Genomic DNA, 17282 nt, shown 5'->3' with positions numbered 1-17282 from the left:
CTATTCCCCCTCTATATCAACGATTAGATTGCCGTAGTCGTCAACCTTTGCCCTTGCAAATGGAGGAATCACAATAGTCGATGAATACTCCACCACAATTGCAGGACCTTCAACAACATTACCCGCTAACAGCTTATCACGATTATAAATCGTTGCACGGTGGAATTTTCCATCAAACACAACATCTCTATATCCGGCTATAGCATCCTTTAAAATATGCTCGCCCTTTTGAATTTTGGCAAATTCAGGTTTTTCAGGGCTGCCTATGGCTCTAACCCTTAAATTAACAACCTCAACCCGTTTTGTTTTATCACAATATCCGTAGTTCATTTCATGTAAATTGTGAAATCTTTCAACATAATCTGTTTCAAACGGTACTGTAATCTCATAAGATTGACCCAGATAGCGCATATCAAGATAGCACTCAAGCTTTATACTGTCTTTTTCAAAACCTTCTTTTGTTAAATCCTCAACACCTTTATTCTTTAAAGGCTCAAATAAATCAGACAGCTTCTCATAATTTGTTTCATCGCTTTTTATCATTACAGTGATTGAGTAATCCTTAATCACATCAGACAGTAGCATTCCAATTGCAGATAAAATACCCGGATTCAAGGGCACGAAAACCTTTGGTATATGCAACAGTCTTGCCAGAAAAGCCGCATGCATACCACCAGCACCGCCAAACGAAAACAGAGTAAATTCACGCGGATCGTAGCCTTTATCAACAGAGATCACCCTGATTGCCTTTTCCATCGATGCATTGGCAACGGTTAGAATGCCTTCTGCAAGCTCTATTTCATCCATCGATAATCTCTTTGCCATTTCAGTAAAGTATATATCCAGTCTATCTCTATCAAGCCTCATTCCGCCGCCTAAGAAAAACTCAGGAACAAGTCTGCCAAGGAAAAGGTTTGCGTCGGTTACTGTGATTTTCTCACCCTTTCCATAACAGATTGGACCCGGATCAGCTCCTGCACTTTCTGGTCCCACTTTTAGCGAACCGCCGCTATCGATATATGCGATAGAACCACCGCCAGCACCAACTGTATGAATATCTATCATGGGTACTTTAACGGGGAAACCGGCAATCTGAGATTCGTATGTTAAAGGAAGTTTGCCATCAATTAACGATACATCGGTGCTTGTTCCACCCATATCAAATGTTATAAGCTTTTCAAAACCTGCGAGTCTGCCAATCTCCAAAGCCCCTACAGCGCCACCTGCAGGGCCTGAAAGAATTGTTCTGACCGACTCCTCCATTGCCGTTTCAGCAGAGATACTGCCGCCATTTGATTGCATAATCCTCAACTCATTATCACCAAGCTCATCGATCAAGCTCTGGATGTATCGTTTCATTTTTGGGGAAACATAGGCGTTTATTATAACTGTACTTGCCCTTTCAAACTCCCTGAACTCTGGTAAAATCTGAGAGGATAAAGAAACAGGCAAACCCAACCGTTTTATAACATTTCTTACCTTAACTTCATGGTCGGGGTTTAAGTAGGAAAATAAAAAGCAAACAGCTACCGACTCAGCCTTTGAGTCTTCTATTTTTTTTATAAGGTCATCTAAGTCTTTATCGTCGATATCTTTAACAATTTCGCCATTTGAGTTAATTCTGCAATCAACGCCAAATCTCAACTCAGGCGGCACAAGCGGTTTATTTCTCTTATAAAACAGATCATATAGCCTCGTTCTATTCTGTCTGCCGATTTCAATTATATCCTCAAAACCTTTGTTTATAACAAGTGCGGTATAGGCACCCTTTCTTTCAAGGATAGCATTTGTGGCAACCGTGGAGCCATGAATAACCTTAAATTGTTCACTCTTTGCGATTTTTTTTATCCCTTCAAGCACAGCTTCAGCCGGATTGGAAGGTGTGGATAAAACTTTATATACACCCCATTTGCCATCCTCGGTTTTATAGATAAAATCTGTAAATGTCCCGCCCGTGTCAACGCCTATCAGTTCCACTTTGCTCCTCCAGCATTCTTTCAATGTAATAGCTCAAAAGCTTAACGCCCTCTTTATCATCGATTCTATCTACCTCAACAACACGCCTAACCTGTTTGAATATGTAGCTATTTGCCCTGATAATCCATTTATATCCAACAACAATATCTGCAAAACCAAGCAGATGTTTATTGGCTATAATTTCATCCTGCGTATAAATGTATAGTTTAAATTTTCGCCTTAAAATATCCTGATAGATAGATATTGAATTTTCCTTATCCATCTTTGATGCTGCTATATAAAACACCCTGCTGTTAAACGGTATATCACCTGCCTGGCTAAACCCCTCAAGCGGATGTTTTGCCCTTAGAGGAATGATTTTGACACCATCGTAGCTTAGTTCTTCAAGGGGTGGTGAGCAGAAAAACGGCACAGCAATAATTTTATTCTGTAGCATTCTATTTGAAAGCTCAACCCTCAAAGTCTCATACGGTTTAAAAACAATTTTCAGCTTTAAGGCATCTTCAAGCTCTCTTTTGGCAAAAATTGCTATATTTTCGTCCCTTTCTGTATAGATCAGGTTTGATGATATATCCTTAATCTTACTCAAAACATCGTAGATTAAAGCCATTACATCCTCAGAAGAAAAACCCTCTTTAAGAAGATTCTCAACAATACCTCTGAATGTCTCTTTGGCTGTAATAAATGCAGCTATCTGCTGTTTAGCAAATTTTATTGATGCCCTTGTGCCACCCTTTTTATTGCTTTTCAGATAACCCTTTGTGGCAAGCTCCTTTTCAACCTTTTTAACCGTTAATTCACTAACATCATTTTCCTTAGCAATAACCCTTGCAGGTGGCAGCTTTGCTGATGGATTTTCTATAACCTGCTCGATTAATTTTAATTTTATAATTTCATGTTTGATAAAGAATTTATCAATCTCTGACATAACTCCCCCTTAAACTAATTAAAATTTTAGCTTAATTCTATTTTTTGTCAAGAAAAAAATAACTCTAAATGTACATTTGAATTCATTTTTCAAGTTAGTAGATATTTTTTATAAATTAGGTTAACTTTTTTATGTTTTTTGTAAAAAAGTTTTAATAAAAATAAGGTTCACTTGACTTAAGGTCGTTTGACTGTATTATTTATGAATGAAGAAATTCAAGTGGCAATTAGAAATGATCAATTGGTTTGAAAAAGCATCATTTAAAACACGAATACTGATAACATACATCATAGGGCTTTTGATCATCGGTATCACAGGATACGGATATTTTTTCTTCTCACAGCTCAACGCTATGGATAAACAGATAAACAACCAAAGAAAACTACTTATGCGAGAGTATAAAGATATGGCAAAAACAGCCGTTGAGGTTGCAAGTAATATAATAACCGTATCTCAAAATTTAGCTTTGGAGGGAAAAATATCACCACAAGCTGCAAAAGAATTAGCAATAGATAACATCAATACAGTCAAATACGGCAGGGTTGGGTATGTGTGGTGTATAACTACAGATGGCGTTTTATTGGTTGACCCTCCCAAACCTGAGCTAATCGGCAAAAATATATTTAAATTAAACAAAATGCCGTATGTATCTTTGAAAAATGTAATAGAGCAGCTAAGATTAAAAAATGGCTCTTACATTGAATATAAATGGTTCTATCCCGGGATAGACAATAGGTTGTTTTTAAAGATATCTTATGTCAAGGTCATACCATCGCTTAACTGGATAATAGGCAGCGGCTTTTATCTAAAAGAGATAAACGATCAACTTAACATCCTAAAGGAAAAAGAAGAAAAACAGCTCATAGAAAGTTTTATAGAAAGCTTAATTCCTGGCATACTCTCATCAGCAATATCGCTTATTATCCTCTATCTATTGATCGTAAAGATGATGAAATCTGTTGAAGATGTTGCAAAGATATCGGAAAAACTCTTAGAGGGTGAGGCAAGCATCGAGATGCAGCTGCCTGTAATCTCAAGGGGTGCAATAGGAAAACTCATTACAAACACAAACGCATACATAGAGCACACATCCCGCATGCTTAAGCTTAAAGAATTATTGGAGTTAGCCGATAATGAGGAGCAAATCTTTGATCTGATAAAAGAGTTATTGGACGAATTTAATATAGAAAATTACAACATATATACTAATAGAGATGGTAAATTGATAAAAGTTATTTCAAAAGGTGTAATCCCCTGCAACTACTCAGCTTTAGAATATGCTCAAAAAGGCGTTGTTGTTGAAAAGCAGTGCAATCAAGCATGCACTTACCTTTGCTATCCCATTATATCAAACAAAAATGTCGTTGCAGCAGTAGAGTTAACGCTTGATAAGACCAAAGAAAGCATGCGGTTAAAAAAGCTGCTTAACAGATATTTTCAGAGTATGGCTCATAACATCAACATAAAAAAACTTACAGCATCACTTAAGGAGCTATCGCTTCACGATAACCTAACGGGACTTTACAACAGAAGATTTTTAGAAGAAACACTCCAAACATTAACGGCATCGGCAAAAAGGCACTCGTTTAATATCGCAGTTGCTATGTTAGACCTTGATGATTTCAAAAAGATAAACGACACCTATGGTCATGTTGCAGGCGATAAGGTTTTAAAGGCTTTTGCTGAGCATCTAAAAGAGCATTTCAAACGCGGTTCAGACTTAATAATCAGATATGGAGGTGAGGAGTTTTTGGTTTTAATACAAGATATAGACGATGATGAGGTGTTTGGTTTGCTTGAAGGGTTTAGAAAATCGATAGAACAGGAAAGAATAAAATACAACAACCACACAATAAAGATTACAACAAGCATTGGATATGCGATGGTTCCAAGGGATACAGAGGATATATACGAAGCTATTGAACTTGCAGACAAAGCGCTTTATATTGCTAAAAGCAAAGGTAAAAATATGGTAGTAAGATACAGGGAGGAAAAAAATGGCTAAAACCGCATTAATTACTGGTGCATCAAGCGGTATCGGACTTGCTGTGGCTAAAAAATTTGCTCAAAACAACATAAACCTTGTCTTGGTTGCAAGAAGGCTTGAAAGGCTTATGCAAATCAAAGATGAACTTGAAAAAAACTACAATGTCAGGGTTTTGCCAGTTCAGCTTGATGTAAGAAAAAGGGATGATGTATTTGAGTATCTATCCCATTTGCCAGATGATTTTTCAGATATCGATATTCTTATAAACAACGCAGGGCTTGCCGCTGGCTTGAGTTTTTTTCAGGAAGGTGATGTGGATGACTGGGAGGTTATGATCGACACAAACATAAAGGGTTTGCTCTATGTCACAAGGGCAATTTTACCAAAAATGGTAGAGAAAAATTACGGGACAATTGTCAACATAGCATCAATTGCAGGTCATGAAACCTATCCAAGAGGCAATGTTTACTGTGCTACCAAAGCAGCCGTCAAACATCTATCAAAAGCCTTAAGGATGGATGTTTTAGGTTATGATATCAGGGTTATAAGCATCGACCCTGGTATGGTGGAGACAGAGTTTTCTATAGTAAGATTCAAAGGCGACAAAGAAAAGGCAAAAAAGGTTTATGAGAATATAAAACCTCTAACGGCAGAGGATGTAGCAGAGGCAGTTTTTTTCAGTGTAAATCTACCGCAGCATGTCTGTGTGGAGGATATGGTTTTAATGCCTACACAGCAGGCAAGCTCTATTTTGAACATAAAAAACTACAAAAATTTCTAAAAATTCAGGTAATTTAGATGCTCTGTAAAATTGGGATACGATGTCAAAATGGAGCGGGTTTCTTTAATATTGAGAGGCAAATCAAACACCTCCCTTAAAATGAGAAAACTCATAGCAATCCTGTGATCGTTGTATGTTTCTATGTATGAGGGTTTGAGGTTTGTGGCTTGTCTGATGGCATAACCATCCTCAAACTCCTCTACCTCTGCACCAATTCTTCTGAGATTTTCAACCATCGCTTTTATGCGGTCACTTTCTTTTTTTCTGAGTTCTCTTGCATCCCTTATTATACTAACACCATCTGCCTTAAGCGCTAAAACAGACAGAATCGGAATTTCATCGATCAGTTTTGGTATAAGCGGTTTGTCTATCACAAACGGTTTTATTTTTGATGTATAATTTACTACAATATCTGCAACCTCTTCAAACCCCTCTACTCTTCTGTTGACTATCTCAAAATCTATCCCGCATTGTTTAAATATCTCTACAATGCCGTCCCTTGTTGGATTTATATTGACATCCTTTAGCAAAACCGACTTAAAAGGCTTCATGGCAGCATATACCATAAAATATGCAGCTGAGGATATATCCGCAGGAACATTGATTTCAACATCGCCAGCAGGCTCTCTGTTTTTACCCAATGCTACACTGTTTGACACATCAACCACATCAACGCCAAAGAATTTCAACATATTCTCCGTATGGTTGCGAGACTTAATGGGTTCAACAACCTCAACTGTTTCTTTAGAAAATAAACCCGCCAGAAGAATTGCCGATTTTACCTGAGCTGAGGCGATTTTAGAAATATGCCTGATGGGTTTTAGATCCTTTGAGCCCTTTATGGCAAGTGGAGCATAACCGCCTTCTTTTGACAAGACAGAAGCACCCATTCTTGTTAACGGCTCAATAATCCTCTGCATAGGACGCTTTCTTAGAGAGGCATCACCGGTTAAAACACTCATAAAACCACCACCAGCAACAATACCACTTATAAGCCTCATCGATGTTCCTGAATTGCCCAGATAAATTACATCATCAGGCTCACTCAGTTTTTTTGCGCTACCGTAAACCACAATACGATTGTAATCCATCTCTATTTTAACACCCATTGCCTGCATGGCCTTAATAGACTTAAGTGTATCCTCACAAAATAAAAAATTATTTACAACCGTCTTGCCCTTAGCAAGTGATGGAATCAAAACAGCCCTGTGAGAGATCGATTTATCGCTTGCGGGTCTTAATGTTTTTGTTTTAGCCATATATCAACTCCCCATACAATAAGCTCACTGTTTTTTGTTAGATATTTAAAGCTTTTACCCTTAAAAACAGAGCTTTTATTATAACCACTGAAAGGATTTTTTGAATAAATAACATCTTTTTGTGCATCAAAACGGGCATCTTTTGAAAATATATTTAGATCGCTTCTTTTTAAGCTGACACCGCCATAGGCATAAACATCGTTATCTGGATAAATCAGGGCGTATCTGGCTTTAATAAAAGTTATAGGCTCTTTATCGTGCGGCATTATCCACAACTTTGGATCATACAATCTTACGACATTGTTCTTTAGTTTTTCCATAGACACTGCTTTGATATGGTATGTTCTTTTTGCCTTTCTGTAGATATCAACGCCTTTTGCTTTCTCTTTTATTTTAAACGAAACAGATGTGTTAATAACAGCATCCTTCTGCATAAAACCTACAAACACAAAGGCTACCACGCCAAAAAGTAAAGCCAAAGAAAAATAACCCAGATAAAGGGTGAGTTTTTTATAAAAGGCCATTTTTATCCGGATTTAGATATTTCTCCATCATTCTATCCCACAGACCGTTCTTTTTAAAAATCAACTCAACAATATCTCTAACTGCTCCCCTTCCGCCACCAAAAGGAGACACATAATCGCTGACTTTTTTAACCTCCTCAACAGCATCAGCAGGACATGCAGCAAAACCACAGGCAATCATGGGCGGGATATCGATAACATCATCGCCAATGTAGGCAATCTCATCATCTTTAAGCCCATATTTGCCCTTTAATTGTCTGTATGCATCCATCTTGTTGTGCTGATTTTGAAAAACATCTTCAACACCCAATTGCTCTGCTCTAATCTGTGTAACCTTTGAATATCTGCCACTGATAAGAGCTATTTTTATACCAAAATTGAATGCTATGTGAAATATATGCCCGTCTTTCACATCAAAAAACTTATACTCAACGCCGTTGTCATCAAGAATGATTCTTCCATCTGTCAAAACACCATCAACATCCATTATGATTAACTTAATCATCACAAAACACCGGCCTTTAAGATATCATGTAGATGGATTATGCCCTCTATGTTGTTATCACTATCAACCACAACAAGGCTTGTTATGGAGTAGTTTTCCATTATTGCAGCGGCTTTTGCAGCAAGTGAAAACCTATCTATCGTTTTGGGGTTTCTGCTCATTATATCCTCTGCTTTAATATTGAACAACTTATCAGAAAAACGCTCAATCGCCCTTCTTAAGTCCCCATCTGTAATCACGCCCACTAATTTTTTATTTTCATCCACAACCGTTGTCATACCCAGCCTTTTTGATGAAATCTCATAAATGAGCTGTTCAAAACCTGTACTCTTATCAACGGATGGAATCTCATTATCTGTATGCATCAGATCTTCAACCCTAACAAGGAGCTTTTTGCCTATGCTACCTCCTGGGTGAAAAAACGCAAAATCTTCTTCTTTAAAATTCCTTTTAACGATTAAACCCGCCGCTAAAGCATCACCAATAACGCAGGCTACGGTTGTTGATGTAGTGGGCACAAGGCTTATGGGGGTTGCCTCCTCTTCTACTGTGGCATCAAGCACCACATCACTGCGTCTGGCAAGCTCTGAGTTTACATTGCCCACAATCGATATAACGGGCATGCTAAATCGTTTCAAAACAGGCAATATGAATAAAACCTCAGGTGTTGAGCCAGAATTAGATAGAAGTATTGCAATATCGTCTTTTGTTATCATCCCAAGGTCACCATGTGCAGCATCGGCTGGATGCACAAACATAGAAGGCACACCGATACTTGAAAATGTTGATGATATCTTTTTGCCTATAAGACCCGATTTACCCATACCGGAGAATATCACTCTGCCAGAACAGCTATCGATCAGCTCAACCGCTTTTACAAAATTATCATCAATCCTTCTAAATAAAGCTTCAATACCCTTTAGCTCTGAAGCAACAGCCCTTTTTAATGCTTCAAGTATCTTTCTGTTCATCTTTTTTTGTCTTTCTCACCATCTCAATAAGTTCTTTCATTAAATCTTCATCAAACGGCTTCATCTTAAACGCCTTTGCAAAATGGTCTATCGCCTTAGAATAATCTCCCATCTTTTCATACACCCTGCCAAGCAGCATATTTGTGTTAACAGTTTTGTTTTTATCAGGTTCGATCTTTGAAAGATATAGATCCTCACCAATTGTTGTGGCTTTAACATTGTAAAGCGATAATACATCGTAGAGGTAATCCACATCACTTTCTGGAGAGTTTATACTGTTCTGGTAATGCTCAAACACCTCCATAATTGCATCCTGTTGGCGTGTGTCAGAAAACACAAATACGCTAAACATCTCTTTTGCCTCAACAAGCCCATCCTCGATGGCATCAATACACACCACACCAAAGCGTGCTATCTTGTTTTCAGGCTCCATCGATAAAACCATAGAAAAGAACATTTTGGATTTATCAAATCTATTGTTAAGAAAGCTTTCTATTCCGTATTGAAGCAACTCTTCGCTTTTTTTCTTTACATCCATATTTCAAACCCCTCAGATTTGGCTACAAAATCGCTATCAAATACCTCAACATCTTTAACAACACTTGCAGCAGGACCCTTTTTTGCAGCATTAATCATAACATTGATAATATTATCATCCGCACACACAACCATTTCTACGCTACCATCATCCATATTTCTCACATAACCCTTCACATTAAGCATATCGGCAAGCCTTTTTGCCCACGCTCTATATCCTACACCCTGCACAACACCTGTAATTCTCAGTCGTTTGCACGGCATAGTTGACCTCCATTTACAGCATACAACGGGCATTGGCCGTTTTTAACCCTGATCATGTTTGTGGCAACAATTTCTGCCATCTTCATGCGTGTTTTTCTTGTTGCTGAGCCAATATGCGGCAGAAGAATGCAGTTTTTTAACTCAAGAAGCCTTTCATCAAAATTCGGCTCATTTTCATACACATCAAGACCAACTTTAAATAGCGGGGCAGTTTTTGCCTTTTCAATTAAAGCGTCGGTATCAACAACCTCTCCTCTTCCCACATTGACAAATATCGCATCATCCTTCATCAGGGCAAATTCTTTTTTTGAAATCATATGCCTGCTATCATCATTCAGTGGAGCTGTTACAACAACTACATCGCTATTTTTCAAAAGCTCATCAAGCTCAACCCTTTCAGCATCAATCAGTCTTTCATTGGGGCTTTTGGTTCTATTGTAATACAAAACTCTCATATTGAAACCAAATCGTGCAATACGGGCAACAGTGGAGCCGATTCTGCCCATACCTATAATGCCCATAGTTGAACCATAAAGTTCCTCACCCAAAAAAAGAACGGGGTCAAAGCCGCTAAAGCTACCGCTTCTTAAAAACTTATCTGCCTTTGGAATCCTTCTTGCCAGTGCCATAATCAAACCAAAGGCAAGCTCTGCTGTGGCATTTGTTAAAACATCGGGAGTGTTTGTGAACAACACGCCGTTTTGAGTGGCTGTATCTATATCAACATTGTTTATGCCAACACCGTAATTGGCAATAATCTTGAGCTTTTGAGCCTTTTTAATAATTGTGGAGTCGATTTTATCTGAAACCATGCTTATTATGCCAAATACATCTTTTGAGGCTTTAAGAATCTCATCATAACTCATGTTTCTGTTTTGCGTATTTATAATAAGCTCAAATTCATCCTTTAACATATCTATACCGTTTTTTGGAATAAGCCTTGTTATTAAAACCTTTGGCTTCATGGCTACACCTCTATATTTACATTATACCCAACTGTATCGGGTAGTTTACATGCTCTATCCATCAACCCACACACAACATCGTAGTTATGATAAACACACCTGCCTGTTTTCTTGTTGCAAATCTCAACCATCCAGCTATCTTCCACCTTGACTAAATTAATCAAAAATTTATCTTCATCAAGCCCAAATCGCCTGATAAAATCCTCTTTGAAACTGTCCTTGGGGTGTTTTTTGCTTTGCCTTTGCTTATGTCTTTTAAAACCCTTGCTGCGTTTCTTAAATCCACTGATTTTTTCAATATGTGAAGTTGCTTTAACACCATAAAGCTCTAAATCATCATCCATGTTTTTTTACATTACTGTCAAACATCCTTAAAAATTTTGCAATATATGCTGGAATATCCTTCCTTTCAACAATAACATCCACAAAACCCTTCTCAAGCAAAAACTCAGACCTCTGAAAGCCTTCAGGTAAGCCATGCCCTATCGTCTGTTCAATAACCCTCGGTCCTGCAAAACCTATTAAGGCATGCGGCTCTGCTATAATCACATCACCCAGCATAGAAAAGCTTGCTGCAACCCCACCGGTTGTTGGATCGGCTAAAACCGAGATATAAGGCAAACCCTTTCCAGCAAGCATTGTAAGGGCAGCTGCTGTGCGCTCCATCTGCATCAAGGATAAAATACCCTCCTGCATCCTTGCCCCACCGGATGAACTAATAATTACAAGCCCTACTCTCAACTTTATAGCCTTTTCTATTGCCCTTACGATCTTTTCACCTGTTGCATACCCCATAGAACCACCCAAAAACGAAAAATCCATAACCGATAACACGCATGGCTCACCTTTTATTGTGCATGTCCCGTTAATAACCGCCTCTTTTGAGCCGGTTTTTATCATCGCATCTTTAAGCCTATCCTTATAAGGTTTTAGATCAACAAAATTCAAAGGGTCTTTTGTGGTTATACGGGAATCAAATTCCTTAAAACTTCCCTCATCAGCTGTCATGGCGATGCGTTCTTTGGCAGAAACCCTGAAATAATATCCGCATCTTGGACATACCCAGAAATTATTTCTCAACTCATCAATATAGAATGTCTCGTTGCATTTTTTGCACTGAACCCACTTTTCATCCTTCTTCTTTTTTTTGCCTCTTAGCCTGCTCAATATTCCCATACTACTCTCCTGAATATACCTCTTTGCCTTTATAGAAAGTTTTAACAACAAGCCCTTTTAGCTTCATACCGTGATATGGCGTGTTCTTGCCTTTTGAAACAAATTTATGTCTATCCACCACCCATTCTTTATGTTTATCAATCAACACGATATTTGCCTTTTTACCCTCCTCAAGACTACCACCTTCAAGGTTAAACAACCTGGCGGGTTTATAACTCATTAGTGAAATAGCATCGGCAAGTGAAACAACACCTGTCTGAACAAGATATGTATAAACGACACCAAAAGCCGTTTCAAAACCGCTGATGCCAAATGCAGCCTTTTGCATTGTGCATTTTTTTGAGTCTTCATCATGCGGTGCATGATCTGTTGCTATTGCATCAACTATACCCATAGCAAAGGCATTATGAATCGCCTCAACATCCTCTTTTGACCTCAAAGGCGGATTAACCTTGGCAAAAGTATTGTAATCTTTAATCATTTCATCTGTTAAAGATAAGTGGTGCGGTGTAACCTCAAATGTTACATTGGCATTGTCTAACTTTGCCTTCTTTAACACCTCAACAGATTCTTTTGTGCTAACATGGCAGATATGCAAATGTGCCTTTGTGCTTTTAGCAATCTCTATATCGCGCGCTATTATGCTTGACTCAGAGATATTGGGGATTCCTTTAAGTCCCAATTCAAAGGCTATCCTGCCCTCATTTACAACACCATCACCGCTTAAGTTTAAATCCTCCTCATGCAAAGTCAGAGGTAGATTTAAATCTTCAGCATAGATAAGCGCTTTTCTTAAAACATTGGCGTTCATAACAGGCCTGCCATCATCAGAAAACGCAACACAACCTGCTTCTTTAAGCGATGCCATATCGCTTAACTGTTCCCCTTTTTCGCCTTTTGTAATAGTGCCGATTGGATACAGATCGCAGATATCAAGCTTCTCAGCTTTGTTTTTTATATACTCCACAATCTCAACGCTATCTATCGTGGGATTTGTGTTGGGCATACAGCAAACAGATGTAAAACCGCCTTTAACAGCAGCCCTCAGCCCTGTTTCTATGGTTTCTTTATGCTTAAAGCCTGGATCCCTTAAGTGAGCATGGATATCAACAAAACCCGGTGCAACAATCAAACCTGTTGCATCAACCTCTTCATCTATGCTAACACCCTCCACATCTCCAACAATCTCGATAAATCCATCTACAATCGAAATATCGGCAAAACCTTCAAAACCCGTTGATGGAGCGATAACATATCCATTTCGTATAACCTTCCTCATACATCCCCCAATTTCTTTCTCAAAATCTCATTGACAAGTTGAGGATTTGCTTTCCCCTTTGTTGCCTTCATAACCTGTCCCACAAAAAAGCCCAGCGTATTTTTTTTGCCAGACTTATACTGATCCACAGCTTTTGGATTGTTTTTAATGATCTCATCTATGATAGGTTCAATCTGAGATGGATCTGTAATCTGAACAAGCCCCTTTTCCTTTATGATAACCTCAGGCTGTTTGCCTGTTTTATACATTTCAGCAAACACCTGCTTTCCTATCTTGCCGCTTATAGTGCCTTTATCGATCAACTCAACAAGCTCTCTTATATGTTCAGGTTTAATTAATGTATCCTCTATATTCTTATTCTCCTTATTCAAATACCCCAAAAGCTCAGATAAAATCCAGTTTGCTATTGCCTGAGGATTCTTGCTGTTCAAAGCTGCAGCCTCAAAATAATCGGCAAGCTGTTTTTCCTCTATCAGAAGCCTTGCATCCTCCCTTTTAATACCATAGTCGTTTACGAAACGCTCAAGTTTTTCAAAAGGTAGCTCGGGCATCTCCTTTCTAACAGCATCTATCCAGCTATCATCTATCAAAATAGGCACAAGGTCTGGATCGGGAAAATATCTATATTCAAAAGCCTCTTCTTTAGACCTCATGGGCTTTGTTATACCCTCTTTCTCATCCCACAGGCGGGTTTGCTGAATTACTTTTCCACCGTCCTCTATCACCTCAATCTGCCTTTGAATCTCATACTCAAGGGCTTTTTCTACATGCTTGAATGAATTCATGTTTTTTAGCTCGGTTTTTGTTCCAAGTTTTGTCTCTCCTTTTTTCCTTACAGAGACATTAGCATCGCATCTGAGGGAGCCTTCCTCCATATTGCCATCACATATACCCAGATACCTGACAATCCTTCTTAAAGAGCGTAGATACTCACCGGCTTCTTCTGGTGTATGCATTACAGGCAACGAAACAATCTCAAGCAGTGGAACACCGGCTCTGTTGAAATCAACATAACTGCCATCAGGTTTATGAATCGTTTTTCCTGCATCCTCCTCCATGTGGATGCGCTCAAGCCCTACTCTTTTCAAACCCTCATCCGTCATAATCTCGACAAAACCACCCTTTAGAATTGGTAGCTCATATTGCGAAATTTGATAACCTTTGGGTAGATCTGGATAGAAATAGTTTTTCCTGGCAAAGCGTGAGAATCTATTTATATTGCAATTCAAAGCAAGACCAAGCTTTATTGCAAATTCAACCACCTGTTTATTCAATACAGGCAAAACCCCTGGCATACCCAGACACACCGGGCAGACATGAGTATTTGGGGGCGCTCCAAAATCTGTGGAGCAACTGCAAAAAATCTTTGTTTTGGTCAACAGCTGTATATGAACCTCAAGGCCTATAACGGCTTCATACTCCATCACTACCTCCAATTGCTGGATTACTGACAAAAAACTCTTCTTTTTTGGTATCTTTTATGTAAACTTTACCATCTTTCAAACTAAGTTTACCCTCTACCAAAAGCTTCACCGCATAGGGATAAATTTTATGTTCTGTTTTTAATATTCTTTTAGATAAAGACTCCTCATTATCGTCATCAAACACAGGCACAACAGACTGAACAATAATGGGACCGTCATCTAAATTCTCAGTTACAAAATGCACGGTGGCACCCGCAACTTTAACGCCCTTCTCCAAAGCCTGTTTTTGTGCATGCAAACCCTTAAACGACGGCAGAAGGGCTGGATGGATATTGAGAATTCGATTTTTAAACGACCTGACAAAAAACTCAGATAAAATCCTCATATAACCAGCAAGCAGCACAAAATCCACATCCCTTTGCTTTAAATAATCAACAACAACTCTATCGTATTCTTCTCTGCTTTTGCCTTTAGGATCAAAAAAAACAGCCTCTATGTTGTGCTTTCTTGCTATCTCCAATCCCCTTGCCTGTCTGTTATCGCTTACCACTACTGTAATTTTGCCGTTTGTGATAAAGCCTGATTCTATAGCCTTTAAAATCGCCTCAAAGTTTGACCCTCTACCGGATAGTAAAACAGCAAGTCTATACAATGTTTACCTCTCCCTTACCCTTTGCTATATAGCCTATCTCAAAGGCTTCTATTCCTTCCTCTTTTGATATATCGATAACAGCTGTTTTGTCTTTTTCATCAACCGCCACAACAAAACCCACACCCATATTGAATGTTCTGTACATCTCTTTATCGCTTATCCCACCAAGCTCCTGCACAACTTTAAATACTTCAACCTCAGGCAGTTTATCCTTTTCAATTACCGCATCAAATTTTTTACCAAGCACCCTGTTTATATTGTCGTAAAACCCACCACCAGTGATATGGGCTGCAGCAAAGACATACTGCCTGATTTTTTTAAACAAAGAAACATATATCCTGGTTGGTTTAAGCAGTATCTCACCCAACGGTTTGCCAGCTTCAATCGAATCAAGACTATAGTTATTCTTCTCAAAAAACAACTTCCTCAACAGTGAGTATCCGTTTGAATGAAAACCGCTTGATGCAAAACCGATAAGCACTAAACCTTCATTAAGCACCCTGGGCAATAACTCCTCTTTTTTCAACACACCCACACAAAAACCTGCAAGATCGTAATAACCCTTCTTATAGATATCGGGCATCTGGGCTGTTTCACCACCAACAAGTGCAGCAGAAGCCTGCTTCAAGCCATTAACTATGCCCTTCATAATATCCTCAAGCACACCGTCTGATAGATCTGAATAAGCAATATAATCAAGAAAAAATGCAGGTATTGCTCCTGAGGCTATAATATCGTTTACATTCATTGCCACAAGATCAATGCCTATTGTATCGTGTTTTTTAGCTTTAATAGCTATATCGATCTTTGTTCCCACACCGTCTGTTGATAAGGCAAGCAGAAGATTGTCACCAAATATAGAACTATCAACAATGCCACTGAATCCGCCTATCGAATCAATTACACCCTTTTTTGGCAAAACAGCCACCAAATCTTTTATCTTTTGAGCAAATCTATTGCCCTTATCTATATCAACACCTGAATCTTTGTAGGTGATCATTCCTCTCTCCTTTTAAGTAAAATTGGCACCAATTTTTCATAACTAACAACGATAATTCCTAAAAGAGGCACAGATAAAATTACACCCCACACGCCAAGTAGCTTACCAAAAAACAAAATAGCAAGCAAAACGGCAAGTGGATCAAGCTCAAGCTGTTTGGAGTAGATATATGGAGCTATAATGTTGCCCGAGATAAAATGGATAAACAACAAAACAGAAAGCACCTCAATCGTCATAATAAAACTATGATGAACAAAAATAGATACAATAATAGGCGGAATAAACGAAACAATAGCGCCAATGTAGGGGATAATATACATCACACCACCAAATATACCAAACAGAAGCGCATAATCTATCCCGACTATATAAAGACCAACAACACTCAAAAAACTAACAACAATCATCAGTATAAATAAGCCCACTATGTAGCTTATGATCACATTGTGGATATCGCTAAACACAGCTAAATAATCCTCACCAAAAATTGTAAATACAACATTTTTGATGATAGCCTGATAACGCTGCCTGTAAATAATCATAAAAAACGACAGAATCGGTATCAAAAGGAGGGCTACAAGGGCAGAAACACCCTTAAGCAGCCCTCCAAGGCTACTTACGGCAAAACTCACAAGGTAACTCTTTAGCGACTCCATTGCAGCAGATGTTATCTTTGCCATATCGCCACTGCTGCCAAACTTATTGCCTATGATTTCATAGATCCTGTTGATGTAGCCGTTTATACTTGAAACAAACGCAGGAATCTGACCCTTTATCAACATAATCTGGTTTACTAAAGCCGGTATTGTTATGGTTATCACAAACACCATCAAACCCATTACTACACTTAAAACAAACAAACCAGCCAGCCAGCGCGGTATTTTGAACTTAATCAGAAAATTTTCAACCGGGTATGAAATCTGGGCAATCAGGTAGGATAAAAACACAACAATCGTTACAAAAGTCAACTTAAAAAATAACAGATAAACACCCGCCATCAAAAATGTTATAAAAATTATATACTCAAACAATCCGGAATGTTTTGGATTCATA

At 38.5% G+C, this 17282-nt stretch carries 18 protein-coding genes; 2 read left to right on the top strand and 16 right to left on the bottom strand.

Annotated features, from left to right (window positions below; genetic code table 11):
• Together EK17_RS05410 and EK17_RS05405 are read right to left on the bottom strand one after the other, a co-directional pair.
• Entirely contained in the window at nt 1–1977 is a 1977-nt protein-coding gene (locus EK17_RS05410; RefSeq protein WP_035588314.1) for a hydantoinase/oxoprolinase family protein, read from the bottom strand.
• Nucleotides 1958–2905 carry a GntR family transcriptional regulator gene (locus EK17_RS05405; protein WP_035588313.1) on the bottom strand — a complete coding sequence of 316 codons (948 nt, stop codon included), beginning with the start codon at nt 2903–2905 and terminating at the stop codon, nt 1958–1960. The genes EK17_RS05410 and EK17_RS05405 overlap by 20 nt, the downstream gene beginning before the upstream one ends.
• Nucleotides 2906–3110: 205 nt before the next feature.
• Between EK17_RS05405 and EK17_RS09035 the strand changes: the two genes are divergently transcribed.
• Nucleotides 3111–4910, top strand: a complete 1800-nt coding sequence (locus EK17_RS09035) for a diguanylate cyclase (protein WP_084675091.1) — start codon at nt 3111–3113, stop codon at nt 4908–4910.
• A complete protein-coding gene (locus EK17_RS05395) occupies nt 4903–5673 on the top strand; it encodes an SDR family oxidoreductase (RefSeq protein ID WP_035588312.1) in 771 nt (256 codons plus the stop codon). The genes EK17_RS09035 and EK17_RS05395 overlap by 8 nt, the downstream gene beginning before the upstream one ends.
• Here the strand turns inward: EK17_RS05395 and aroA are convergent.
• From aroA to EK17_RS05325, 14 genes are read right to left on the bottom strand one after another with little or no spacing between them, the layout of a single operon-like run.
• Entirely contained in the window at nt 5670–6932 is a 1263-nt protein-coding gene (gene aroA, locus EK17_RS05390; protein WP_035588311.1) for a 3-phosphoshikimate 1-carboxyvinyltransferase, read from the bottom strand. The genes EK17_RS05395 and aroA overlap by 4 nt on opposite strands.
• On the bottom strand, nt 6911–7456 hold the full coding sequence (gene lptC, locus EK17_RS05385) for an LPS export ABC transporter periplasmic protein LptC (protein ID WP_035588309.1): 546 nt from the start codon (nt 7454–7456) through the stop codon (nt 6911–6913). The genes aroA and lptC overlap by 22 nt, the downstream gene beginning before the upstream one ends.
• Complete coding sequence (locus EK17_RS05380; protein ID WP_035588308.1) at nt 7443–7961, bottom strand: KdsC family phosphatase; 519 nt, start codon at nt 7959–7961, stop codon at nt 7443–7445. Before EK17_RS05380 ends, lptC begins: the two co-directional genes overlap by 14 nt.
• Nucleotides 7961–8932 (bottom strand): KpsF/GutQ family sugar-phosphate isomerase, encoded by a 972-nt coding sequence (locus tag EK17_RS05375; RefSeq protein WP_035588307.1) that lies wholly within the window; start codon nt 8930–8932, stop codon nt 7961–7963. Before EK17_RS05375 ends, EK17_RS05380 begins: the two co-directional genes overlap by 1 nt.
• A complete protein-coding gene (locus tag EK17_RS05370) occupies nt 8913–9470 on the bottom strand; it encodes a tetratricopeptide repeat protein (RefSeq protein WP_035588305.1) in 558 nt (185 codons plus the stop codon). Before EK17_RS05370 ends, EK17_RS05375 begins: the two co-directional genes overlap by 20 nt.
• The gene (locus tag EK17_RS05365) at nt 9461–9733 is read right to left on the bottom strand and encodes an acylphosphatase (RefSeq protein WP_035588304.1); all 273 of its coding nucleotides are present in this window, start codon (nt 9731–9733) and stop codon (nt 9461–9463) included. The genes EK17_RS05370 and EK17_RS05365 overlap by 10 nt, the downstream gene beginning before the upstream one ends.
• Nucleotides 9715–10698 (bottom strand): 2-hydroxyacid dehydrogenase, encoded by a 984-nt coding sequence (locus EK17_RS05360; protein WP_035588302.1) that lies wholly within the window; start codon nt 10696–10698, stop codon nt 9715–9717. Before EK17_RS05360 ends, EK17_RS05365 begins: the two co-directional genes overlap by 19 nt.
• A gap of 2 nt (nt 10699–10700) precedes the next feature.
• Nucleotides 10701–11042 (bottom strand): hypothetical protein, encoded by a 342-nt coding sequence (locus tag EK17_RS05355; RefSeq protein ID WP_035588300.1) that lies wholly within the window; start codon nt 11040–11042, stop codon nt 10701–10703.
• The gene (gene accD, locus EK17_RS05350; RefSeq protein WP_035588298.1) at nt 11035–11874 is read right to left on the bottom strand and encodes an acetyl-CoA carboxylase, carboxyltransferase subunit beta; all 840 of its coding nucleotides are present in this window, start codon (nt 11872–11874) and stop codon (nt 11035–11037) included. The genes EK17_RS05355 and accD overlap by 8 nt, the downstream gene beginning before the upstream one ends.
• A 1-nt stretch (nt 11875) precedes the next feature.
• On the bottom strand, nt 11876–13153 hold the full coding sequence (locus EK17_RS05345; RefSeq protein WP_035588296.1) for a dihydroorotase: 1278 nt from the start codon (nt 13151–13153) through the stop codon (nt 11876–11878).
• Complete coding sequence (gene gatB, locus EK17_RS05340; protein ID WP_035588293.1) at nt 13150–14577, bottom strand: Asp-tRNA(Asn)/Glu-tRNA(Gln) amidotransferase subunit GatB; 1428 nt, start codon at nt 14575–14577, stop codon at nt 13150–13152. The genes EK17_RS05345 and gatB overlap by 4 nt, the downstream gene beginning before the upstream one ends.
• The gene (gene purN, locus EK17_RS05335; protein ID WP_035588291.1) at nt 14567–15229 is read right to left on the bottom strand and encodes a phosphoribosylglycinamide formyltransferase; all 663 of its coding nucleotides are present in this window, start codon (nt 15227–15229) and stop codon (nt 14567–14569) included. Before purN ends, gatB begins: the two co-directional genes overlap by 11 nt.
• Nucleotides 15222–16229 (bottom strand): phosphoribosylformylglycinamidine cyclo-ligase, encoded by a 1008-nt coding sequence (gene purM, locus EK17_RS05330; protein ID WP_035588289.1) that lies wholly within the window; start codon nt 16227–16229, stop codon nt 15222–15224. The genes purN and purM overlap by 8 nt, the downstream gene beginning before the upstream one ends.
• The gene (locus EK17_RS05325) at nt 16226–17281 is read right to left on the bottom strand and encodes an AI-2E family transporter (RefSeq protein WP_035588287.1); all 1056 of its coding nucleotides are present in this window, start codon (nt 17279–17281) and stop codon (nt 16226–16228) included. Before EK17_RS05325 ends, purM begins: the two co-directional genes overlap by 4 nt.
• Between the last annotated feature and the right edge of the window lies 1 nt (nt 17282).

Source organism: Hippea jasoniae (assembly GCF_000744435.1).
Lineage (GTDB): Bacteria > Campylobacterota_A > Desulfurellia > Desulfurellales > Hippeaceae > Hippea > Hippea jasoniae.
This window is presented reverse-complemented; position numbering and strand designations above follow the sequence as displayed.

What these genes read in the sequence shown, in the direction of transcription:
- EK17_RS05405 (WP_035588313.1), bottom strand. Translation starts at nt 2,905, where the DNA reads ATGTCAGAGATTGATAAATTCTTTATCAAACATGAAATTATAAAATTA.
- EK17_RS09035 (WP_084675091.1), top strand. Translation starts at nt 3,111, where the DNA reads ATGAAGAAATTCAAGTGGCAATTAGAAATGATCAATTGGTTTGAAAAA.
- EK17_RS05395 (WP_035588312.1), top strand. Translation starts at nt 4,903, where the DNA reads ATGGCTAAAACCGCATTAATTACTGGTGCATCAAGCGGTATCGGACTT.
- aroA (WP_035588311.1), bottom strand. Translation starts at nt 6,932, where the DNA reads ATGGCTAAAACAAAAACATTAAGACCCGCAAGCGATAAATCGATCTCT.
- lptC (WP_035588309.1), bottom strand. Translation starts at nt 7,456, where the DNA reads ATGGCCTTTTATAAAAAACTCACCCTTTATCTGGGTTATTTTTCTTTG.
- EK17_RS05380 (WP_035588308.1), bottom strand. Translation starts at nt 7,961, where the DNA reads ATGATTAAGTTAATCATAATGGATGTTGATGGTGTTTTGACAGATGGA.
- EK17_RS05375 (WP_035588307.1), bottom strand. Translation starts at nt 8,932, where the DNA reads ATGAACAGAAAGATACTTGAAGCATTAAAAAGGGCTGTTGCTTCAGAG.
- EK17_RS05370 (WP_035588305.1), bottom strand. Translation starts at nt 9,470, where the DNA reads ATGGATGTAAAGAAAAAAAGCGAAGAGTTGCTTCAATACGGAATAGAA.
- EK17_RS05365 (WP_035588304.1), bottom strand. Translation starts at nt 9,733, where the DNA reads ATGCCGTGCAAACGACTGAGAATTACAGGTGTTGTGCAGGGTGTAGGA.
- EK17_RS05360 (WP_035588302.1), bottom strand. Translation starts at nt 10,698, where the DNA reads ATGAAGCCAAAGGTTTTAATAACAAGGCTTATTCCAAAAAACGGTATA.
- EK17_RS05355 (WP_035588300.1), bottom strand. Translation starts at nt 11,042, where the DNA reads ATGGATGATGATTTAGAGCTTTATGGTGTTAAAGCAACTTCACATATT.
- accD (WP_035588298.1), bottom strand. Translation starts at nt 11,874, where the DNA reads ATGGGAATATTGAGCAGGCTAAGAGGCAAAAAAAAGAAGAAGGATGAA.
- EK17_RS05345 (WP_035588296.1), bottom strand. Translation starts at nt 13,153, where the DNA reads ATGAGGAAGGTTATACGAAATGGATATGTTATCGCTCCATCAACGGGT.
- gatB (WP_035588293.1), bottom strand. Translation starts at nt 14,577, where the DNA reads ATGGAGTATGAAGCCGTTATAGGCCTTGAGGTTCATATACAGCTGTTG.
- purM (WP_035588289.1), bottom strand. Translation starts at nt 16,229, where the DNA reads ATGATCACCTACAAAGATTCAGGTGTTGATATAGATAAGGGCAATAGA.
- EK17_RS05325 (WP_035588287.1), bottom strand. Translation starts at nt 17,281, where the DNA reads ATGAATCCAAAACATTCCGGATTGTTTGAGTATATAATTTTTATAACA.